Source organism: Bacteroidota bacterium, from assembly GCA_013696965.1.
GTDB lineage: Bacteria > Bacteroidota > Bacteroidia > JACCXN01 > JACCXN01 > JACCXN01.
In genome coordinates this window covers 28,800-53,058 of record JACCXN010000044.1, presented here as the reverse complement: position 1 = coordinate 53,058, position 24,259 = coordinate 28,800, and the positions used below count along the sequence as shown (strand labels likewise).

At 34.9% G+C, this 24,259-nt stretch carries 14 protein-coding genes; 3 read left to right on the top strand and 11 right to left on the bottom strand.

All coding sequences use genetic code 11. From position 1 onward, the window contains the following. Window positions 1–117: 117 nt before the first annotated feature. From H0V01_07180 to porU, 11 genes are all read right to left on the bottom strand, one after another. A complete protein-coding gene (locus H0V01_07180; GenBank protein MBA2583152.1) occupies window positions 118–2,421 on the bottom strand; it encodes a collagen-like protein in 2,304 nt (767 codons plus the stop codon). 264 nt (window positions 2,422–2,685) lie between these two features. After that, window positions 2,686–5,118 (bottom strand): phenylalanine--tRNA ligase subunit beta, encoded by a 2,433-nt coding sequence (locus H0V01_07175; protein MBA2583151.1) that lies wholly within the window; start codon window positions 5,116–5,118, stop codon window positions 2,686–2,688. A gap of 115 nt (window positions 5,119–5,233) precedes the next feature. Then, window positions 5,234–7,357, bottom strand: a complete 2,124-nt coding sequence (gene recG / locus H0V01_07170) for an ATP-dependent DNA helicase RecG (GenBank protein MBA2583150.1) — start codon at window positions 7,355–7,357, stop codon at window positions 5,234–5,236. A 222-nt stretch (window positions 7,358–7,579) separates the two neighbouring features. Beyond that, window positions 7,580–10,270 carry a T9SS type A sorting domain-containing protein gene (locus H0V01_07165; GenBank protein MBA2583149.1) on the bottom strand — a complete coding sequence of 897 codons (2,691 nt, stop codon included), beginning with the start codon at window positions 10,268–10,270 and terminating at the stop codon, window positions 7,580–7,582. Window positions 10,271–10,583: 313 nt separating this feature from the next. Continuing rightward, window positions 10,584–11,861, bottom strand: a complete 1,278-nt coding sequence (locus H0V01_07160; GenBank protein ID MBA2583148.1) for a pyruvate dehydrogenase complex dihydrolipoamide acetyltransferase — start codon at window positions 11,859–11,861, stop codon at window positions 10,584–10,586. 28 nt (window positions 11,862–11,889) lie between these two features. Further along, window positions 11,890–12,924 carry a pyruvate dehydrogenase (acetyl-transferring) E1 component subunit alpha gene (gene pdhA, locus H0V01_07155; GenBank protein ID MBA2583147.1) on the bottom strand — a complete coding sequence of 345 codons (1,035 nt, stop codon included), beginning with the start codon at window positions 12,922–12,924 and terminating at the stop codon, window positions 11,890–11,892. A 208-nt stretch (window positions 12,925–13,132) separates the two neighbouring features. After that, window positions 13,133–13,483, bottom strand: a complete 351-nt coding sequence (locus H0V01_07150) for a DUF1232 domain-containing protein (protein MBA2583146.1) — start codon at window positions 13,481–13,483, stop codon at window positions 13,133–13,135. A 48-nt stretch (window positions 13,484–13,531) separates the two neighbouring features. Further along, complete coding sequence (locus tag H0V01_07145) at window positions 13,532–14,023, bottom strand: cytidine deaminase (GenBank protein ID MBA2583145.1); 492 nt, start codon at window positions 14,021–14,023, stop codon at window positions 13,532–13,534. Further along, entirely contained in the window at window positions 14,020–14,502 is a 483-nt protein-coding gene (locus H0V01_07140) for a 2-C-methyl-D-erythritol 2,4-cyclodiphosphate synthase (GenBank protein MBA2583144.1), read from the bottom strand. The genes H0V01_07145 and H0V01_07140 overlap by 4 nt, the downstream gene beginning before the upstream one ends. An 88-nt stretch (window positions 14,503–14,590) precedes the next feature. Beyond that, on the bottom strand, window positions 14,591–15,841 hold the full coding sequence (gene porV / locus H0V01_07135) for a type IX secretion system outer membrane channel protein PorV (GenBank protein MBA2583143.1): 1,251 nt from the start codon (window positions 15,839–15,841) through the stop codon (window positions 14,591–14,593). Window positions 15,842–15,885: 44 nt separating this feature from the next. After that, the gene (gene porU, locus H0V01_07130) at window positions 15,886–19,692 is read right to left on the bottom strand and encodes a type IX secretion system sortase PorU (GenBank protein MBA2583142.1); all 3,807 of its coding nucleotides are present in this window, start codon (window positions 19,690–19,692) and stop codon (window positions 15,886–15,888) included. A 540-nt stretch (window positions 19,693–20,232) separates the two neighbouring features. Here porU and H0V01_07125 point away from each other — a divergent pair. The 3 genes from H0V01_07125 to H0V01_07115 all read left to right on the top strand — a co-directional run bounded on the left by H0V01_07125 (window position 20,233) and on the right by H0V01_07115 (window position 24,089). Beyond that, complete coding sequence (locus tag H0V01_07125; GenBank protein MBA2583141.1) at window positions 20,233–21,207, top strand: type IX secretion system membrane protein PorP/SprF; 975 nt, start codon at window positions 20,233–20,235, stop codon at window positions 21,205–21,207. A 33-nt stretch (window positions 21,208–21,240) separates the two neighbouring features. Continuing rightward, window positions 21,241–22,737: an SUMF1/EgtB/PvdO family nonheme iron enzyme gene (locus tag H0V01_07120; protein MBA2583140.1), complete on the top strand. Its 1,497-nt coding sequence runs from the start codon at window positions 21,241–21,243 to the stop codon at window positions 22,735–22,737. A 65-nt stretch (window positions 22,738–22,802) separates the two neighbouring features. Then, window positions 22,803–24,089 (top strand): UDP-N-acetylmuramoyl-tripeptide--D-alanyl-D-alanine ligase, encoded by a 1,287-nt coding sequence (locus tag H0V01_07115; protein ID MBA2583139.1) that lies wholly within the window; start codon window positions 22,803–22,805, stop codon window positions 24,087–24,089. Window positions 24,090–24,259 lie beyond the last annotated feature (170 nt).

The window sequence follows — 24,259 nt, the reverse complement described above, 5'->3', positions numbered from 1 at the left end:
ATTCAATAATTTACAAAGGTAAATTACCTTTACATCATTCTAAAAAATGCTATATTTAATCCAGAAGAAAAAGAAAAATTTCTATTCGATAAGATCTTTTTGCATTCAATACCTTAATTATTCTTTTAGTTGAGAATTAGGAATTTCGGGAAATGGTTTTGTGTAAGAATTCGTTTGTGCTTTTTCTGGTGCAGCAGGAAATCTTAAATTTTCAAATTTCGATGACAAAACACCATTTTCATATGCATCTGCTCTATTAGCTACCACTTTATACGTGAATTTTACACTAGAATTGCCACTATTTAACTCTACTACATCAAAACTAGAGGCAGTTTTATTTGTTACAAATACACCATTGCATTCACCCTCTAATTGTATAAATACTCTTAAAGGATGATTTTGGTTAATAACAACATTTTTGGTAAATAATGGATCTAAATGAACTGTTGCTTTCCCTCCAATAATTTCTGAAAAACCATAATCTTCAAACAACACTTCTGGGGCCTCTGGACAAAACATAACTACATTGTTATTGCTTAAATCCTTAACAATTGTTGATGCTGCTCCCGGGCCTAGCACTTTATAGGCTGTGCCTGCACTATATGCAGCTACCCATGAATGGGTCATATTTGCAGCATTTAAACTATCCCTGAAATATCCTCCAGCAGAAGTTGCAGCAGTACTTCCTTGGGCAAAACCATATACTCCAAAATCTTTCCCATTAGCTGCTATTCCTGAACCAGAATTTAAAAAAAACGATGTTACATTATTTCCAGCTGCTAGCATAGCTGTTCCATTTGCATGGCTATTTCTTGCCCACAGACCCATTGCGCTAGCTGAAGTAGTGCTTCCAAATATTCCATCACCTCCTCCATTGGCAAGACCTACTACTCCTGTTCCTGCTGCTAAAGTACTTAAGCCATAGACACCTGTTCCTGTGGAATTATTCGTACCGTAGATACCTATAGCTGTAGTTCCTGATGAGAATCCACGGACTCCAATTCCAGATGCACCAGAATTAGCGCCATAAACGCCTGTGCCAGTACCTGTATTTTCCCCATAAATTCCAATTCCAGTTGTAATACTATATCCATTTATTGCATAAATTCCAACAGTATTTGTTGCTCCAGCTGCCCCTGAGGCATAAACTGAAAAAACATCATTTAGTACCGGAACATTCTGATTAATGGAAACATTTCCTGTTGACAGAATTCTCATTTTTTCTGTAAATGAATTATTGTTATTTGTAAAAAAACGAATATCTCCTGTTACATTAGTTACTGATGAGGCAGTTAAAAAACTTTCAATTGATGCAGATCTTCTATCATTAACTGCTTGAGTTGCAGCAAAATTTATTACCCCCGCCCTTAATCCATTTGCAGTGCCATGAGTACTTAATATAAATTGAGAGAAAGTGGAAGTTCCCATATCATGTAAATGTAAAACGGATGAGTTTGCACCTGGAATAAGATTAGTAATCGGAAAATTAGTTCCTATGCCTATTACAGGATAAGTTAAATTATATTTAATTCTCATCCTATCGTTGTTTCCAGTGCGAAAAACCAAGTCAACATTATCTGATGTACCTAGAAAGTTAGTTGATGGATTTGTACCAGCATTACCTAAGATTGTCCATGCAGCATTTGTTGATGTAATAGGGCCTCCAGAACCTGTAGTTCCATTCAATACTATATTTCCATTTGCGTTGTATTCCAAGGTAGCTAGGGTCCAGGTTGGGCCTGTGGTACCAGTTGAACCTGTCGATCCAAGTGCTCCTGTAGTTCCTTGAGCTCCTGTAGCACCGTTAATTCCTGCTAGGCCCTGAGCCCCAGTAGCTCCTGTTGTTCCAGCACTTCCTGTTGGACCTTGAGGCCCAGCTACACCGGCACTTCCTGTAGTTCCTTGAGCTCCTGTAGCACCGTTAATTCCAGCTACGCCCTGAGCCCCTGTAGCTCCTGCTGTTCCTGTTAGACCTTGAGGCCCTGCAACACCGGCACTTCCTGTAGCTCCTGTTGGCCCTTGCATACCTGTAGTTCCTGTGGGACCTTGAATACCTGTTGCTCCGTTTACTCCCGATGCACCTTGAGTTCCCGTAGATCCTGTTGCTCCCTGTGCACCCTGTGGTCCCGTAGCACCAACTGCTCCAGCCTGACATAAAGAGACCCAAGTAGGAACAGTACTATTAAAATAAAAGAAGCATGCTGAATCTGTATCAAAAACCAACAAACCATTTGCTGGAGAAGATATAGCCAAACGATTAACGGCTGAAATTCGAGGAACCAATAAACCTTTGTCAGAGGAAAGTAAGTCTAAAATTGCTGTAGGATGAGGAGTATTGGTGCCAATCCCTACATTATTTTGAGCGAATAAAGTCAAGAAGCTCAAGGAAAAGCCAATTAATAAAAGTAAGTTTTTAAACATAAATTAATTTTTTAAGAAAGTAAATTTACATCAAAATAAACAGCAAAAAGAATATTTAAAAAATTTCTTCTTAAATTAAACTCTTTGTTCTTGTTGAAATATTTTACATTCCGGGCACACTCTTTTTGTTTTCATCACAGGTTTTCTATCCATTACTTCTTCAGAAAGCATTTAAATATTTAGCTGAGTTCAAAAAATTGAATCGAGAGGAATCTTTTGGGAAATTATACTTAAATCAAAGGATGTATAAAAATTATTAAATTTTTATCTTAGAGTTGCACCAAGGTTTTCCTGAAAATCTTTCTGCAGTTTATCCATAAACTTGTCAATCTGGACATCTGTAAGGGTTTTTTCAGGATCTTGCAAAATAAAACTGACTGCATAAGATTTTTTGCCTGGTTCAAGTTTTTCCCCCTCATAAACATCAAACAAATTCACCTCTTTTAGCAGTTGCCTGCCACTTTGAAAGGAGATTTTTTCAATGTCTTGAAACTTAACATTTTTGTCAATTAACAGGGCAAGATCTCTTCTAACAAAAGGAAATTTTGGAATTCCTGTAAAATTTGTTTTTATTTTTTCAAGCAATGAAACAATTAGGTCCCAATTAACTTCAGCATAAAAAACAGGTTGATTAATATCCAAAGCCTTTAGGACTTTTTTGTTCAATTCACCATATTCACATATCGTTTCTTTTTTTGAGAAAAGCCTCAAGCCGTATGAAAATGCAGTGTTTTCGCTTTCTCCACTTAAGTACTCTAGGCCCAAACGTTCAAAAACACTTTGAATAAAACCTTTTAAGTAATAAAAATCTACTGGTTCCTCTTTTATATTCCAGCTTTCGGGGTTTTTACTTCCAGTTAAAAAAAGAGCTAACATTTGCTTTTCATCATAGCCTGAGTGATCTTGTTTTCTTTTGTATGTTTTCCCGAATTCATAGAATTTAAGGTTTGCATTTTTTCGGTTTATATTGTAAGCTAATGCTTCAAGACCACCAAAAATCAAGGTTCTTCGCATAACACCAAGATCACTGCTTAAGGGATTAAGAATATTTACATTCTCTTTTTCATCCAAATCACTTAATAGACCTACATAATTTATCTTAGTAAGGGAATTGCTCATGATCTCATTAAAGCCTTTATTACTCAATAAATCAGAAACAATGTTTTTTGCTTTATCCTTATCAGGTTTTTGTGAAAAAGTGAGTGAAGCTCTTACCTGTTGGGGGATTTCTATGTTATTGTATCCGTAAATGCGCAATACTTCTTCAATAAGGTCAACTTCTCGTGTAACATCAACCTTAAAAGGAGGAACAGAAAGAGAAAGCCCATCAGAAAATTCTGCATGGATTTCAATGCCCAAAACCCTTATGATTCGCTTTATTATTTCCCTGTCGATTGTTTTACCAATCAAACTATCGGTGGTTTTATACGATAATTGAATTTTAAAATTTTCTATTTTTTCAGGATACACATCCACAACTTCCGATGAAATTTGTCCACCTGCAATCTGTTTTATTAAAAGTGCTGCGCGCTTAAGTGCAAATACGGTAATATTGGGATCTGTACCTCTTTCATACCGGAATGAAGCATCGGTTTTAAGCCCATGAACTCTTGCGGTCTTTCGAATGGAAACAGCGTTAAAATAAGCACTTTCCAAAAAAACATTTGTAGTTAATTCGCTTACACCAGAATCTTTTCCACCAAAAACACCAGCAATGGCCAATGGCCCTTGCGAATCACAAATCATTAAATCCTGTGCATTGATTTGCCTTTCTACATCATCAAGAGTTTTGAATTTAGTGCCTGCTGCTACTTTTTTAACAATGATTTTATTTCCTTTAATTTGTGTAGCGTCAAAAGCATGCAAAGGTTGACCGGTTTCATGTAAAACAAAATTCGTAATATCAACAATGTTATTTATTGGTTTAAGTCCAATAGCTTTTAATTTTTGCTGCAACCACTTAGGTGATTGTTCAACCTTTATTCCTGTAATCGTTATTCCTGAATAGCGTGGACAAGCCATTTTATCTTCAATTTCAACAGAAATTTTAAAATCTTGATTATCAATTTTAAAATCAATTACATCAGGTAATTTCACAAAAATATCTCGATTTTCACTAATTGATAAAATTGCTGCCAAGTCCCTGGCTACACCTATATGAGAGGTAGCATCTGCCCTGTTTGGGGTAAGGCCAATTTCAAATACAAAATCATTTTCTATTTTAAAATAATCAGATACCAAAGTACCTTCTTTTGCATCTGAAGCAAGTACCATAATACCCTCATGAGAATTTCCTAGTCCAATTTCATCTTCAGCACAAATCATTCCTTCTGAAACGGCTCCTCTAATTTTGGATTTTTTTATTTGAAAAGGCTCACAAGAGCTTGGATATAAAGTTGTTCCAACCGTGGCTACTACAACCTTTTGGCCGGTATCAACATTTGATGCTCCGCATACAATATGCAAAGGATCCCCCTGTCCAACATCAACAGTAGTAAGGTTTAATCTATCTGCATCTGGATGTTTTTCCTTTGTTAATATCTTTCCAATAATCAGGCCTTCCAAACCACCTTTTACCGGTTGAAATTTTTCAACTGATTCTACTTCTAGTCCAGAGCTAGTTAATAAATCAGCAACTTCCTGAGCAGAAAGCCCTGTTTCAATATAATTCTTTAACCAGTTAAATGATATCTTCATTATTAAATATAAAAAATTTAGGGTGCAAAATTAATAATAATAACTTATAACAGAACATAGTAAATCAGAAGCAAAGGACTAAAAAATGAAAGCTAACCGATTATAGCAAGCAGTATTAACTGATTCTGCTCCAGTTTTGTTTATTGGATTTAAGCACCTGTAAGTGATGTTTAATTCGCTGGTGTTGTAGCAATGTTAGATCCGGATCAATTTTAAGAATAGAGGAGGCTATATCTCTAGACAATTGCAATATTTGCACATCACGCCTTAGATCAGCTAATTTCAAATCCATTATTCCACTTTGCTGAGTCCCCTCTAAATCACCTGGCCCCCTTAAGCGCATGTCCACATCTGCAATTTCAAAACCATCATTTGTCCGAACCATTGTCTCTACCCTTACTTTTGCGTCTGAACTAAGTTTAAAGGAAGTCATTAATATACAATAAGATTGATCAGCCCCTCTGCCAACTCGCCCTCTTAACTGATGCAATTGAGAAAGACCAAACCTTTCTGCACTTTCAATTACCATAACACTTGCATTGGGTACATTTACACCCACTTCTATCACCGTTGTGGCAACCATTATCTGTGTTTCCTTTTTTATAAACCGCTGCATCTCCTGATCCTTGGCACTTGCTTTCATTTTACCATGAACAATACTTATGCGAAAATCCGGAGGAGGGAATGCCCTTTCTATGCTTTCAAATCCATCTTCTAAATCCTTGTAATCCATTTTTTCAGATTCCTGTATCAAAGGGTAAACAATATAAATTTGTCTGCCTTCTGCAATTTGTTTGCGCATAAAATCGAAAACAACAAGTCTTCCCGAATCAAATTTATGAATTGTCTGAATTGGCTTTCGTCCAGGAGGTAATTCATCAATTACCGAAACATCAAGATCTCCATAAAGTGTCATTGCCAAGGTTCTTGGTATTGGGGTAGCGGTCATAACAAGTACATGAGGGGGAGAACTGTTTTTTTTCCACATTCTGGCCCTCTGCTCAACACCAAAACGGTGTTGCTCATCAATAATTACCAGTCCAAGGTTTTTAAATTGCACCTGATCTTCAATTAATGCATGAGTACCAATAAGAAGATGAATCTCTCCATTTTGCAAACCATTATGCAAAGCTTTTCTTTCAGAAGCCTTTGTTGAACCGGTTAAAATTCCAACATTAATATCCATTTTTAAAAGTGATTCAGAAATTGATTCGAAGTGTTGCCTGGCCAAAATCTCTGTTGGAGCCATTAAGCATGCTTGAAAAGAATTGTCAATTGCCATTAATGCAGACAAAAGCGCCACCATAGTCTTCCCACTTCCAACATCTCCCTGCAAAAGTCTATTCATCTGTTTCCCGGAACCCATATCAATTCGAATTTCACGAAGAACTCTTTTTTGGGCGTTGGTTAATTCAAATGGCAAATGATCATGATAAAAATTATTAAAAAGTTTTCCAATGGATGAGAAAACCAATCCTTTAATTTCAGTATTCCTGTTTACTTTTAATTTTAAAATACGAAGCTGCACAAAAAACAATTCCTCGAATTTCATTCTAAACTGTGCCTTCTGAAGCAAAATAGAATTTTCCGGAAAATGCAAATTCCTTAAAGCTTCTGCCCTGGAAATTAGTTTTTGTTTCTCTATAATTTCATTTGACAATGTTTCTGGAAACAGCTGTGAATATTCTGCTCCTGGAGAAAAAGAAAGAAGCGTGTTTTTTATTATTCGGGCAATACTTTTTGTGTCAAGGCCTTTTGCTTTTAATTTTTCCGAAGTATGGTATACAGGTTGCAATGAACTTGCAAATGTTGTGTTTTCTTCAGTTACAGGCTCTATTTCAGGATGAACTATATTGAATTTGCTATTAAAACGATTTGCTTTTCCAAAAACAACATATTCTACATTGATTTTAAGGGCAGCTGCAATCCATCTCACGCCTTGAAACCAAACCAATTCAATGATGCCTGAATCGTCTTTAAACATAGCTACAAATCGTTTTTGACGAGCCGTTCCAATTGTTTGCATTTGAATTATCCGACCTCTTAATTGAACATAAGGCAAATCATCATTTACTTCTATTATCTTATAGAATTTTGTTCGGTCTTCATAACGAAAGGGATAATGTGAAAATAAATCCGAAAGGGTAAAAACACCCAGCTCTTTTTTAAGCAGTTCGCCCCGCAAAGGCCCTATACCTTTTACATATTCAATGGGAGTATCTAATGACATTGGTTTCATAACTCTTCAGTAAAACAAAGTTATTAGGATTGAAAGATATAGGGTAAATATTCTAAAGTAAATATCAACAACGAATTGAGGGTAAATAATATTTTTACTTTAATGAATATTCAAAATCCAAATTCATTGGTTTTTACCTTGTAAAAAAGATCAAGCCTTTGGCTAAAAAAAGAAAGGCGTTTCAATTGAAACGCCTTTCTTTAAAAGAAATTTATTGCTAATTTAATAAACCACAACCTTCTTTGTTTGGTTGTAAACTCCATCAGAAATATTTAAAAAATAAACACCCGCTTTCATATTCGTTTCTGACATATTAACGATGGTTGTATTTTCACCAGGTCCATTATTTTCATTTATTGAATAAACAAGCTTTCCAACTAAATCAGTAATAGATAATTTAACCTCATTTCCTTTGCTTAAATAGGAAACATTTAAATTCTGATCATCTCTTGAAGGATTTGGGAAAATGTTCAAAGAAAAATATTCATTTTTCATTTTTTCTTCAATACCAACTACACCATCAATTGTAAAATTATTTATGTATATATTATTTGAACCATCACTTGCAGTATATTCAAATTTAAACCTAACATTACCTTGATGAAAAAATGCAGGAATACTTACCGTTGCTGTTCTCCATTGGTTGGCCTGTGTTGGAACATAAGGCCCATCAACCACACCCGCACTAATTAATTCTACACCTGTAATGGTTCTTCTAGGAGCACCCCATGTTTTCCCACAATCTGTTGAAAAATAAACAACGAGTCTTTCTGTAATTCCAGCAGCAGATGGCGACCTTGTTGCAGCAGAATAAGTAAAAGATAGATTTCCGCTTGTCATAAGAGAAAGATCATAAGAAGGGGAAATAAGAGCATCTCTTTTTCCACCTACTCTTTCATAATATCCAAACTGAGGAGCGTTTGCAATCGCATTTCTAAGTCCGTATGCTTTGCTAGCACCTGAAACACCAATGTTTACTAACTCCCATTGCACCTGATCTTTTCCAATATTGTCAACTAGCCACCAATTTTCTGATTGAAAATTATCTACATGTGTACCCTGAAATTCAGTCCATGCTCCTGATACATATATGAAATTTTCCATTGTTGTTGTATGAGAACCTGCTGCGTTTGTGGCAGTAAGGGAAACTGTTTTCCAGCCATGTGTGTTAAAAGTAACTGTTGGATTTGCTTCGGTTGAAGTAGCAGGAGTTCCATCGGTAAATGTCCAGGAATAAGTTCCCTCTGCTCTCCATGTTGCATTATTAAAAGTAATTGCAGATCCTGCGCAAATAAATTTATTGCTTACGTTAAAATCGGCAACAGGAATACACACAGGCATTGTTGTAACATCAGTACCAGTTTGAGCAAGATTAGTTGCTTTGGATAAATTGTCTCTGCTTGCTGTACTATTGTTCAAAGTAGCTTCCATTGCCTCAGCCTGTCCAATAGTAAACATTTTTGAGCAGTAAGCATATTCCATGTAGTTTTGGATGTTTTCTACTTTTCCGTTTCCTAAAGTTATAGTAACATTATCAATACCAAAAGTTCCCAAAACATCTTCAGCATTCCATCCATAAAACCGAAACTTAATTGGGGAAGTTCTTTTTACATAATTTGTAACCCCGTCAAGGTTTATCGTGCTCTTATCCATATAAGAGGTGTCATTTTTAATGAAAAATATATTTGGTGAAACAATAGTATATTTACTTGTATCGGCTGACGCAGCAAGATTATCGGCAAAATTATCAACACTTGAACGCACTGCAAAAGTTCTTACTCCTGTTTGAGTACGATAAAAATTAAAATCAATTTTTGAAATACTCATATTGTAACCTAACTTAGGAGTTATAGTTATTTCATAGTATTTTGATGTATTTAAACTTCCTGTTAATAAGTTATAGTCTGTTTCTCCATCAGTTGATCCTGTTTCCCAGTTTGTAAAAGAAAAACTTGTATCAACAAATGAATTATTGGATACACCAGAAGCTGAAAAGCTACTGAAAACAATACCGCTATCAGCAACAACAGGAGTTGGATCGGTTACTCCAGAACCGGTTGTAACACTAGAAAAAGAATAAGCCTTGGCAATATTAACAGCAGGACAACTAGTGGCATCATTCAACGAACAAAAACTCCAACCTTTGGTAGGAGGAGTATCTAAAATACCATCATTTCCGCAACCTGTACCTATTTCTCCATCTCCCCATGGATGCGATAGTCCAAGATAATGTCCTACCTCATGAGTAAGTACACGATGAGATTCTCCTACATAATCTTTGGTTACCATTATTCCATCAAGAAAATACATATATCCACCTACAGCACCTGAGGGAAAAGTGGCATAACCGGCAACTCCTGGTCTGCTAATATTTGCCGACACCCAAATATTTAAATATTTTTCTCTTGGCCAGGGATTCAGTTTGGAAAAGTCATCTCCAATTTGGGTTTCATGTGTAAATATACGTTCTATACCATTGGTACAGTTACCTTGATAATCCTTGGTTGCTAGTTTAAATTCAACTCTTGAATCAGCAATCAGTCCTTTAAATTCGGGAACAACATTAGCTGTATCTTCATTTAACTTTCTGAAATCCTTATTTAACCTTGCAATCTGAGCCTTAATTATAGTATCATGCAGATTTTCAGACCCGTATTCATGCAATATATGAAATACAACAGGAATTGTATAAACAACAGAACGTGAACGACCATTATTTTCAATTACAAATTGCTTACTGCTTTCTACTAATTTTTTTTGTTCTTCTTTTAAACCAGGATATTTTTCATACAAATCTTGCATAGCTTGATTAGTTCCGCAAAAGCCCTGAGCACTAGCCAATGAAGGACTGAAAATAAAGAAAAGCACTCCAAAAAAGGATATTAATTTTTTTAGAATTGTAAATTGTTTCATATGTTTCTGTTAAAAAGTTTAAAATCGGGTTAAATTTATAAAAAAAAACTCAACCAGTTTAATAAACTCTCTTTTTTTTTTGCAAAATCTTGATTCTAGCCTAAGCTTACGGGGGATGCAGGAACTTAATAAAATTCAAAAAACAATTATATATTGAAACTGTGAATAAAATTTCACTGTTAAATTAAATCAAATGACTTAAAAACAAACAATAGCTTAATATCGGGAGGGAATAAAATAAAAAAAGGCAGTAAAACCTATGTCTTACTGCCTTTTTTTATTTAATCTACGCGTTAATTATATAAATTTCAAATTATATAACAGCCATTAAAAAAGGATTCTCAAGAATTTTTTTAAAGCTGATGAGGAATTCCGAACCAGTAACGCCATCAACAACCCTGTGATCACAGGAAAGAGTAACTTTCATTATGTTTCCTATCTTTATCAACCCATCTATTACCACTGGTGTTTGTTTAATTCCCCCAACAGCCATAATACATGCATCAGGTGGATTTATTATTGCTGTAAATTCTTCTATACCAAACATTCCTAAATTAGAAATGGTAAAAGTATTACCCTCCCAATCCTGTGGTTGAAGTTTCTTATTTTTTGCTTTTTGAGAAAAAGACTTAACTTCTTCAGCAATACCTGCTAATGGCTTGGTATCTGCAAATCGAACAACAGGAACCAACAAGCCTTCCTCCACGGCAATTGCAACCCCAATATGAACATGATCATTAAACCTGATTTTGTCTCCCAGCCATGATGAATTCACTTTTGGATGTTTTCGCAGTGCGATTGCCGCAGCTTTCACAACTAAATCATTAAAAGAAATTTTAACTGAGGACATTTCATTAATAGCAGTTCTTGCATCAATTGCCTTGTCCATATTAATTTCCATTGTAAGATAAAAATGTGGGGCTGAAAATTTGCTTTCAGCAAGCCTTCGCGCAATGGTTTTACGCATCTGGGAAACAGGTTCTTCTCGGAAATTTTCTTGTCTGGATGCAGAGCCAGCAAAAGATGCACCTGGAATATAGTTTTCAATATCTCGCCTTACAATCCTTCCTCCATCTCCACTGCCTCTAATATTTGAAATATCTATTCCTTTATCTTCAGCGAGTTTACGGGCAAGGGGAGATGTTTTTAAACGTCCATCAGAAGAATCATGTTCACGAACAGGAATGATTCCTTGAGATTTATCTTTTTGAGCAACTTCTTTGATTTCTGGTTCTTTCTCGGGCTGCTTTTGTTCCTTTTTCTCAGGAACTTGCTTTTTTTCAGGAAGTTTTTCTTCTTTAGCAGGCCCTTGTTTTGATTTTTCTTCTTTTAAAATTTGGGAAATATCTTCATTTTTTTCTCCCAGAATAGCTAAAATAGAATCAACGGGAGCACTTTTACCCGTTTCAATACCTTGATGCAATAAAAATCCCTCCTGAAAAGATTCAAATTCCATTGTGGCCTTGTCTGTTTCAATTTCAGCAAGCAAATCTCCTGAGGACACTTTATCGCCAACTTTTTTATGCCAGGCTGCAACCACACCTTCTGTCATGGTATCACTTAATTTTGGCATTCTGACTATTTCAGCCATAGTTTATCTATTTTACTTTTATGTTAAATTAATCTTCGATAATATAAGGGTAATCCTGTTGCATATATACATCTTTATATAATTCATCTGGATCTGGAAAAGGGGATTCATCAGCAAATTTTACCGATTCTTCAATAAGGTTCTTAATTCGATTGTTTATTTTTTCCAAGTCTTTTTCTGAGGCCCATTTGTTCTTTTCAATTACACCTAAAACCTGCTCAATTGGGTCTTTTGCTTTATACTGTGCCAATTCTTCTTTTGTACGGTATTTTGCAGGATCAGACATAGAATGACCTTTATATCTGTAAGTAAGCATTTCTAAAAGTGTTGGACCTTCCCCATTTCTAGCTCGTTGAGCTGCATTAAATACGGCTTCATGAACCTTCTCGCAATCCATACCGTCAATTGGGTAGGAAGGCATTTCGTATGCACTTCCTAATTTATGTAACTCTTTTACATTAGATGTTCGCTCAACCGAAGTCCCCATTGCATAATAATTATTTTCAATGATGAATATAACGGGCAATTTCCAGGTCATAGCCATATTTAATGCTTCGTGAAAAGCCCCTTGCCTTACAGCCCCGTCACCCATATAACAAAGGGTTACCCTGTCATTTCCGCTGTATTTATCCGCAAAGGCAATACCAGCGCCTAAAGGAATCTGAGCACCCACAATTCCATGTCCACCAAAAAAACGAAGTTTTTTATCAAACATATGCATTGATCCCCCTTTGCCTTTTGAGCAACCGGTAATTCTTCCAAATAATTCTGCCATTACATATTTTGGATGCATTCCTTTTCCTATTGGGTGAACATGGTTTCTGTATGCAGTAATCATATTATCATCTTCCCGGGTGGCTGAAATTGCACCAGCAACCAATGCTTCTTGTCCTATATAAAGATGACAAAAACCTTGGAATTTTTGTTGAATGTATAATTGACCAGCTTTCTCTTCAAATCGCCTCATCAGCAACATGGATTCATACCATTGCAGATATGTTTCTTTTGAAAACGCTTTAGTCAATTCGTTTTTAGATGTCGTTTTTGTAGTTGTTTTTGCCATTACTAACAATGTAGGTATTAATTATGTTGGCGACAAAAATAAAACTTTTAAGTTAGAAAATCAGAAACTTTAAAAGTTTAAGTTTTTATATCTCAAAATAGGTGTGTATTAAGGCTGAAAAAATCATTGAAATCAAGAGAAATGATTACAATTACAAAACAATCAAATGTCATGAAGTCAAAAGGTTTGAATACCTGTGGTGAGATATTTAAAAAAAAATCAACCAAACAATTAAACCTAGTAATAAGAAAAAACCAAGTAATAATAACAAAGCAACCAACACAATTAAAATTCTATATTTAGAAGCCTTTGCCTTTGCTTTCTCAATTACGAACGGGGGTAATTCATTAGCAGCAAAGGCCAAAAGAGAAGGAACTACAATCAAATCATCCACCCAGCCAGCAAGAGGAATAAAATCAGGAATAAAATCAAATGGGATTATAAGATAAAGAAAAGAAATGCATAATAAAATTTTTGTCTTAAAAGGTGTTTGCCTATCGAGGAAAGCCAAAAACAGAACAAGGGCCTTAAAAGGAATTTTTAATAATGATCGCTTCAATAGCTTTAATTGAAAACATTAAAATAAAGGAAATAGTTATTTAAATAATTATATACCTAAGTTGCTACTATCAAAAACCAAAGGAAGCAAATCAACAACTGAATCAATAGAAAACACTTTGCCATGCTCCCCTTTGAGGATCAATTTAATGGGGTTTCCATTTTTTTTCTCATATTCAACAAGAACTTGCCGACAAGCCCCACAAGGAGCCACAGGAGATAAAATAGCAACATTCTTAGAATTTGCAGTAATGGCAATAGATTTTATGGAAATGCCAGGAAACTGTGCCCCTGCAGCAAAAATAGCAACTCTTTCTGCACAAAGACCGGATGGATAAGCAGCATTTTCCTGATTGCTGCCAATCACTATCATTCCACCTTCCAATAAAACCGCAGCACCTACATTAAATCCAGAATAAGGGGCATATGCATGTTTTGCAGCATCAACAGCTCTTTCCAAAAGAATTTGGTCCGGGATATCTAATTCCGAAATTGTATCAAATGCGTTTAATTGAAAACGTATTTCTATTTGTTTTTTCATTCGTTTTTTTCTATTAAAGCTACGGCATAAGCATTTACACCTTGCTCCCTACCTACATAACCCAGGGTTTCATTGGTAGTTGCCTTTATCGATAAGCATTCGGCATCTATTCCCATTACATCACACAAAACACTTATCATTTCAGGGATATAAGGATTTATTTTGGGATTTTCAAGGGTAAGCGTTGCATCAATATTTCCAATATTATATCCCTTTAATTGAATAATTCGCATTACTTCTTTAAGCAATTCCTTTGAATCAATCCCTTTGTATTTAGGATCAGTATTTGGGAAATGAAAACCAATATCACGCATATTTGCAGCACCAAGGAGTGCATCACATATTGCATGAATTAAAACATCAGCATCAGAATGCCCAACAGCACCTTTTGTATGCGGTATATTTATTCCCCCTAACCAAAAGTCCTTACCATTTTCAAGTTGATGAACATCAAAACCAAAACCAATTCTAATCTTCATTGTCTTTTTATATGAGCATACTTATTATATGAGCATACTTACTATGAACATGACAAGTATACCAAAAAAGCGAATATTTAATATACTGTTACAAATTTCCCGATCCTTTATCTGATTTTACAGCAGCAAAATTCATAGTGAGGGTAAATCTTAATGTATTTGCAAGGGGATGTCTTTGAACCGTTGGAACAATATAAGCCAAATCAAGCCCAAATACATTGTACTTTAATCCAGCTCCGAAAGTAACAAATTTCCTGTTTCCTTTGGAGGAATGCTCATGAAAATAGCCAACACGCAATGCGAATTGCTTATCATACCAGTACTCCATGCCTAAAGACATATTAATTTCCCTTAATTCTTCCTTGAAAACACTTCCTTTTTCAATCTGAAGGGTTCCATCATCCATAAATACCCTATTTCCATCTTCGTCTTTTACTGGAACTCCTGGAGCATCACTAAATGAACCAAACATACCCGCTGCAATTCCAACATCCGGATCACTCCCGGCAATTATTCTATTGTTATCCAAAGGATCGGTTATAGGAGGAGTAGGAACCAATAACTTTACAGCATCAAAAACAAATGTTATACTGTTGTAATCATCCGGTTTTAATGTAATTGATGGACCTAAACGCATATTAATAGGAATAAAATCTCTTCGCCCAGTACCAGAATAAGACATTTTGGATCCTATATTTGAAATATTTAAACCAAAGGCAACAGTTGCTGGAATATTACCCAATTGAGCGTCCGGATTCACATAATATCCAGAAATGTCAGCGGCAACAGACATTCCAGGACGAGTATCAGCACCACCAACCACTTGGCCCATTGTAAGATTTGAATAAATATACCTAAGGGCCATTCCTCCTGAAAAATTAGGTGATAATTTTCTTGCATAAGCCAAATCAAAAGCAAATTCATTTGGCCTGTAATTACCAATAGTCATCCCTGATTGGTCGGTAAAAGTTATATCTCCTAAGGATGAATAAAATAAGGATGCAGCGATAGTTTGGTTGTTATCCAGCCTTTTGTATCCCGACAAATAAGAAAGATTGATATCAGGAACAAGACTCCTTAACCAAGGAATATAGGAGAGTGAAAAACCCATATCTTCCTTAATAAAAGCAAGCTTTGAAGGATTCCAATGAATGGAATTTCCATCGGGGGAAGCAGCAACTCCGGCATCACCCATTCCACCAGCTCTGGAATCAGGAGCAATTAATAAAAAAGGAACTGCGGTTGTAATGGCATTTAATTCCTGTTGTGCATAAATTTTTCCCCCAATCAGAAAAAATAAAGTTGAAAAAATTTTTATTAACCTGCTATTTTTGTACATAAAATCACTATTATTTAAGAATTCAAAGATAGAATATTATTTTTTTAATTCAAGATTACTAGTTTTTCTATTTTCTCAGCAACTGAACCATCGTTTGCCCTTACTTTTAATCTGTAAATATAAACACCTCTACCAATTTTATCACCAAAATCATCCATACCATTCCAAGGGATTGGCTCAGCTCTAAAACCATCAGATCTTGTGCTTGTATTAAGAGTTTTGATTAATTTACCTGACACAGTGAATATTTGAACCTGAACATCAAGCCACATACCCGGTTGATTGTGTTCAAAATTAAACTCGGTATAGGTAGTAAATGGGTTTGGGTAATTTAACACGTGTTTTAAGGCAAGTTCAGCAGAATTTGCAACAACAAATTCAGTAAAAGCTTCATTTGAATTGTTATATACATCCCAAACCTTTAACCTCAATGTATGGTTGCCTTCCTCAAGTTTAGAGAAAGGGTAAGAAATAACCCCTTTTTGATAACTATCGAGTTCTGCTTCATAATAGTCGTTTAACACAATTGCTCTATCCGTATTTTCATCTAAAACTGCCACAAGATCATGACCAATACCATTACCAACGGTATTTATTCCGCTTTCGTCTTTAACATAAGCAAGGAGTTTTGGTTTTTCATCGGTAACCCCACCAAAAACGAATTTATCATTGTTCAAATACAGATCAACCTCTGGGCCTGTGGCATCCAAAGCAGCATTCTCCTCAGTTCCCCCAATATAAAACTCATCAAAATAACCTTGGGCATCCTCTATTGTGTTTTCTGCATAATAACTGATGCGGCCTTTTCCGAAATTATATCCAATGTCTTTGGGAACAATGAAAGTAAATGAAAAATCTCCATTTTTAACACTTACTTTTCCTTTATAAACTACATTTTTTTGAAGTTTAAATTCAGTAACAGGACTTTCTGAATCGTTGCCAAGGGTTTTAATTGTACTTGGTTTATCAAAAACCGTGGGGTAGACAATTCCATTAAACCCAGTTAATTTCTGACCATTATCATCACTAACAAAACCTGTTATAGTGACTTTTTGTAGCGCTTTTATCGTGTCGATAACAGTTGAAACGGCATTGCCATTAATGGTGGATGTTATTACTTTATGTTTTGGATAGGCCAGTTCAACAGAAGGATCACCAATAAAAGTGAAATTTCGGTTATTAATACCTCCGGGAATTGCACTTGCCATTTTTGTGAGCCTGAATAAATCCCCTAAAGTTGGCTTTCTTCCATCAATTTTTTCAAAGGCATAATTATATAAATGTTTGTTCAAATCAAAATTAGGACCAGCATAAACTAGCCTAACTGTAGTAAATAAAGCAATTGCTCCACCATTTGGATTTAAAAAAACATGTTCACCTGCTGATGTAAGTGAAGGATCATCAAATCTGGTAAATTCACATGTTGCTGTAACAAAAAGAGGAAGATTTTCAGAATTTTTCCAACTGTTTATTTGTGGAATGCTAATAATTCTCTCTTCTGCTAGCCCAATTTCACCACCATGTCCAGTATAATTAATTATTAATGCACCTTTTTCAAATCTTCTATTTATTGCTTCATTTACATCAGGAAACCTTTTTCCACCAGGGGTTGAAATCTGTTGATAAGCATCTAAAAATATTTTATCAATATTGTAATTTTTATTTTTCACCGAATTATTCGCCATGAATTCTGCCTGACTAAAATGAAGATTATTATCTTGGTCATCTGCTATAAAACAAAGAAAATTTCTCCAATCACGCATGGTTTTAGGCTCATAATACGACTTCACTTTTTTTACAACATTTTGCGCCTCTGCAACTGATTTAACAGGAAAACGTCCTATCCCTATATCAACAAGTTCATTTGATGTCAACCAATCTCCTTCATCATCATCAAGAAGCCCAAAAAAATCATCAGAAACATAGGAAGAAGTTGGAGCTAATGAATTCAATGATTGATAACTAAGTATAAAATTAGTATTTGAAAACCCTTTTCCTTTATTATCAAAAGACCCATCACCAAAAAGCAACAAATATTTTGGTAACTCATTTTGATTGGCAGCCCTGTCGTATATCATTTTCATGAAGTCTCTAATAGCAGATACATCTGGAGCACCGGAGGAAAATTCGTTATACAGGCTTTCGGTTGAAACCACTTCAACACTAAGTCCTCTGGTTTTGTGAAAAACAGCAAGATCGTGGGCCTGGTTAATAAACAAAGGATGTGAAACGATTACCATTTCGGGATGGCCTATACCATGCAGATTTTGATTTACTACTTTTCCAGAAAATGAAGGCAGGTAAAATTCATCACTATTAAATGCAATATACTCCCTGATTGAATCGGCAGCTGCTTTAAAAGAATGCATTGGTCCGGTAACAATTGAATTTTGATTCATTACTTCATATGGATAAGTAACATCCCATATTTTAACTCCAGGACTTGTATTTACCAGGTTAAATTCTGCAATATTTCCAGCGCCAAAAGATTTCTTATCTCTGAAAATCATTTGATTTCCATGCATTCTCAATTCCCTGCGAGCGTTAATCTGAAGATAATTCAACCAACCCATTGAACTTGAATTAGGCTTGTTATAATTTATATTCACACTTATGTTTGAGGATTGAGGAAGGAATGTTAATACGCCTTGACCTTGATTAGCGTAGGGGCCATTGTAATTGGCAAAATTAGTTAGTGCAATGGAAGTTTGCATTGAAGCACCTGCTGCACTTGTGGTGAATTTACTTTCGGAAGCTGATCTTGCTGCAAAATCTGCCTTGATGCTAATAGGAGATGAAAGATCTATATTTGGAAATGAAAATGAAAAATCATAAGAAGTAACATAATCAAATTTTTCTCCATACCAAACTCTTCCAGACTTAATTAAATTATAAACTTCTTTATCGTGAAAGGAATAATCATCAAAGCTTGTAACAGAATGTGTTGCAGGCAATTGCAATGAGGATTTGTTTTGAATTCTTTTTCCTGGGCCTGGGGAAACAGAAATAAAATAAAAAGTAGTATCACTATATAAATTCAAATGATGAACGAAAATATCAGTATTAAGTGTCCACCTATTTGGATCCTGACCATAGAAGAGTATGTAATCCGTTGAATCAAATTTACCATCAGACTCTCCATTAACAAAAATAGAGTTCTGAATAATATCATCAATGCGGGCTTTATTATTGGCAAAAGGAATCATTCCTCCACCATTTCCATATATTTTTAAATTCCTGGGATCTATCTCATCAGGATTTAACCCCATGTTTTTTATAAAATTATAATCCATTTTATAAATTCCATCCTTTGTTACACCAATTTTAAACCATTCATCGGTTGATAAAACGGAAAAAGGCGAATAAACTTTAACTGAACGCGAAGATCTGCTTCCTTTATGGGAGATGTTTATTTGTCCTGAAATTAACTTCTCATAACCACCAGTTGACTCGTTAAATTGAATAGGAACAAATCCAGCAAGAACAAAAGCTTGTTTTTTATCATATCCTACTGATGTATTTATTACGATAGGCCCTTTTATCTGGTCTAAACCCATTACATTTTCTATCTCCTCCTTATTAATAGGCTCAAATACAGTATTTACCAATTCGGCATTAATGCTTTCAGGATTTCCTGCTATTTTTTCAGTATAGAGATAGGCTGGTAAATAGTTGTAGGCGGCATCAACAACAGCATTTTCAAATGACATAAACCTTTTGGTCTCCTTGTCGCTTTTAAATAATAATTCTGTTGGTTTCCAAACAATATCAATCTTGTTTTCTTTATTTTGAGCGAATGCACAAACGTATAAAAGAGAAAAAGAAATAATAAAAAAGAAAGTCAGTCTCATATCATTCAATTTTATAAAAAAAGACCTGTTTAAGAATTAACTGTATGCATCTATTCTCAATTAACAGGAAAAGCACTACGAATAATAAAAAATGACAAAACAATCAATAAAGTCGAAAAAAATATCAAACCTAAAAACGAATTATTACTCATTATATTGCCGGAACAAAATTAGAATTTTAATACACACCCATAATAAATCAGTTTGGATGAATTTCCATTGAAATAAAAAGAACAATAAAAAAACGGAATGGAATGTTTTACATATTTTATATGATCCTAACAATTAAGAAAGCCATTTCTTTAGATAAGGTAAAAAAAATTAACCTTATTTTTAATTTTTTTTAAAAATTCAACCAGATTAATCATAATGTTTGTATCTTTATGTTTTAAAAGGCCCAACAAAGGGCAAGATTTTTTTTACAGGGAAACAAATTAGGATATTAAAAAAAATGCAGCTTAATTTTAATATCCTGTAACATCTGTAAAAAATATTTCGTATTATTGCCCAATTAACTATTACCCTGTACTATTTTATAGAATGACATACAAGATAATAAGACTGTTTTTACTGCTATGCATTGGTGTAGGTTGGGGTAATTCCGCTAAGGCGCAGGATCCGCAATTTTCGCAATTTTATGCCAATCCTTTATATTTAAACCCTGCCTTTGCTGGCACAGGGAAATGTCCTCGCATTAATTTAAACTATAGGAATCAATGGCCGGGTTTAAGTGGAACATTTATAACATCCAGCGCTTCATATGATCAGCATGTAGATGCACTTTCGGGAGGAATTGGGTTAATTGTAGTGAATGACAATGCTGGAGATGGCACACTTAATACAACCAATGTTAGTGCAATTTATTCCTATCAATTGCCAGTAACCAGAACTCTTTCTATAAAGGCTGGATTCCAGGGAACATACCTTCAGAAAAGAATTGATTGGAGCAAATTGACTTTTGGAGACATGATTGATGCAAGAAGAGGATTCATATATGAAACAAATCAAACGCCAATAAATCAAGGCATTAATACCCTTGATTTTTCTGCGGGTGTTCTTGCCTTTAGTAAAACATATTATGTGGGAATGGCTGCTCATCACCTTACCGAACCAAACGAATCTTTAACAAATAGAGAAAGTCCTTTGCCTCGGAAACTGACTTTCCATGGAGGTGTTGTAATTCCAGCTGGAAGTCCATCGGAGGAAGTAAATATTTCTCCCAATATTCTTTATATGATACAACAGAATTTCCAACAAATGCTATTGGGGCTATATGCAACTAAAGGGCCTATGGTTGGTGGAATCTGGTACAGACATACTCCCAGAAACCCAGATGCTATGATTGTACTTTTGGGAATTGAACAGGGAATATTCAAATTTGGTTATAGTTATGATGTTACTGTTTCCAAACTCGGAGTAAAAACATGGGGGGCACATGAGTTCTCTTTAGGGATGCAATTTTACTGCAAACCAAAAAAGAAAAAATTCCGTACAATATCTTGTCCATCTTTTTAGTTTAACCTTTTACAGTTCTTTTGATTTAACGCTATGCTTATGAAAACAAATTTTTCAACCGCTACAAAACTTATTGGATTACTGGTGGTTTTGTTAACATTTTTTTCTTGTAGTAAAGAACGATCCGGCACAACTGGATGGAACTACAATGATCCAAAAAATGGTGGGTACGAAAAAGTACCTTATGAAGAACAAGAGACTGGTCCGGGACTTGTCCTTATTGAAGGTGGTACATTTTCTATGGGCCGTACCGAACAAGATGTTCTTTACGATTGGAATGCTGTTCCAAGAAGAGTTTCCATTTCATCTTTTTACATGGATGAAACAGAAGTAAGTAACATGAACTACCTTGAATACCTTCACTGGCTTAGTAGAATTTATGGTGAGGACTATCCTGAAGTTTATAAAAAAGCACTTCCAGACACTCTTGTTTGGAGAGACAAACTTGCCTTTAATGAACCTTACGTTGAATATTATTTACGTCACCCTTCCTATAGAGATTATCCTGTAGTTGGTGTTAACTGGCTACAAGCAACAGATTTTGCAGCCTGGAGAACTGATAGGGTAAATGAATTTATCTTAATAAGAGAAGGTTTATTTGAATGGTATATTGGACAAACATCCGATGACAATTTTAATACAGATGCTTATTTGGCTGGTCAATATGAAAGTGGTAAAGCAATTGATGGTTTACCCAATTACAGTCCGGATGGAGGATCGAGAAATGTTAGAATGGAAGATGGTATCTTGCTTCCTAGATATAGGCTCCCAACAGAAGCCGAATGGGAATATGCAGCATACGGACTTATTGGAAACACTATGGCAGAAATGGTGGTTGAAAGAAAATTATATCCATGGAATGGACACGGTGTAAGAAACAGCAACGATAAATATTTGGGAGACATTCTTGCCAATTTCAAAAGAGGTGCTGGAGATAACATGGGAGTTGCAGGAAGATTGAATGACAACGCAGATATTACTGCTCCTGTTTATTCATACTGGCCAAATGATTATGGCTTATACAATATGGCTGCTAATGTTAGTGAATGGGTAATGGATGTTTACAGGCCGCTTTCTCCTGAGGACAAATCAGATTTCAGAGCCTTTAGAGGTAGCGTTTTTCAAACCCAAAAAAGGGATGAAGACGGTAATATTGATGAAAAGGACACATTGGGTAGAATACAGTGGAGAGATGTAGATCTTGAAAAAGACAACCTTGCTGACAGAAGAAATTACAGACAAGCTGATAACATTAACTTTTTAGATGGTGATTTAAATTCAAGTATTTATTATACAGAGGGTGTTGAAACAGAAAGAGGAAACAAACTCATGTATGAACATGGAGTAACTTCTATGGTTAGCGACAGGGCCAGAGTTTATAAGGGAGGATCCTGGAAGGACAGGGCATATTGGATGAATCCAGGAACAAGACGATTCCTTGACGAAAAACAATCAACAGATTACATTGGCTTTAGATGTGCCATGACAAGAGTGGGAAGTCCAGTTGGGCTTGGAACAAAAAGAAGATAAAAAAATAAAAAATGTTAATTAAAAAACCCGGAAAATTCTCCGGGTTTTTTTTGATAGAATAAGTTATGAATGATTTATATGAAATATTCAAGGCTAATAATACTATTTGCACTGATACCCGCACTGCAAAACCTGGTGCATTGTTTTTTGCGCTAAAAGGAGAAAATTTCAATGGAAATAGTTTTGCTTTTCAAGCAATTGAAAAAGGATGTAGCTATGCTGTAATTGATGATCCGAAATTTAAAAAAGATGAAAGATTTATACTTGTGAATGATGTATTAAAAGCTTTACAAGAACTGGCAGCATTCCATAGAAAACAACTTAATATCCCATTTATTGGAATTACCGGAAGTAATGGAAAGACTACTACCAAAGAATTGATTTTCTCTGTTCTAAAACAAAAATTCAAAACTTTTGCCACCCTTGGAAACTTAAATAATCATATTGGTGTTGCGCTTTCCATATTATCGGTAAAAGCGGATACTGAAATTGCCATAATAGAAATGGGAGCAAACCATATAGGAGAAATAGAATTTTTAAGCAGTTTAACCAAACCGGATTATGGGATTATCACCAACATTGGAAAAGCTCATTTAGATGGATTTGGTGGAATAGAGGGAGTTAAAAAAGGAAAAGGCGAATTGTTTGAATATATCAGGGAGCATAAAGGGAAAATATTTTTAAACGCAGATACAGGGCTTATTGTTGAAATGTCTGCAGATATTGCTTCTATAACTTATGGATCCCTTGATTCGTGTTATGTGTCTGGAAGTTTTCTAGCTGCTGATCCATATGTAAGATTAAACTGGAGATGCAAGGCAAAAGGAATAGAAAATCAAATTTTGGAAAGCACACTGATTGGAACATATAATTACCCTAATATTTTAGCTGCAATTTGTGTTGGCGTTTTTTTTGATGTACAGTCAGAAAAAATAAATCATGCAATTAAAAACTACATCCCAACAAATAACCGATCACAGTTAATAGAAACAAAGGCAAATTCCATTGTTCTTGATGCATATAATGCAAATCCTTCAAGTATGGAAGAATCCATAAAAAACTTTGCAGCTATGAAAGGTGAAAAAAAAGTTTATATCCTAGGAGATATGCTGGAACTTGGCAATGATACAGAAAGGGAACATCAGCACATAATCGATTTACTGGAAAAATTGAATCCTAACAGAGTATTTTTGGTTGGTCAACATTTTTCAAACACCAAAAACTCTTTTGAATCTTTCAGTAACAGCGAGGAATTAAAAGACTATTTGAAAACTCAAAACATATTAAACAGTACTATTCTTATAAAAGGTTCAAGGGGAATTAAACTTGAAAAAGCTGTGGAAACATTATAGGTTTATTCTTTTTGCACAACAATATTCCCTTTATTATTCTCAAGAGGAATAAGCAATATGAATAAAAAAACTTTTAAAAATCAATTAAAAACATTTTTAGTTAAATGAAAAAGGTCACAAGCAGTTTGTGACCTTTTTCATTTCGCAGTATCCAATTCCTAATTCAATAA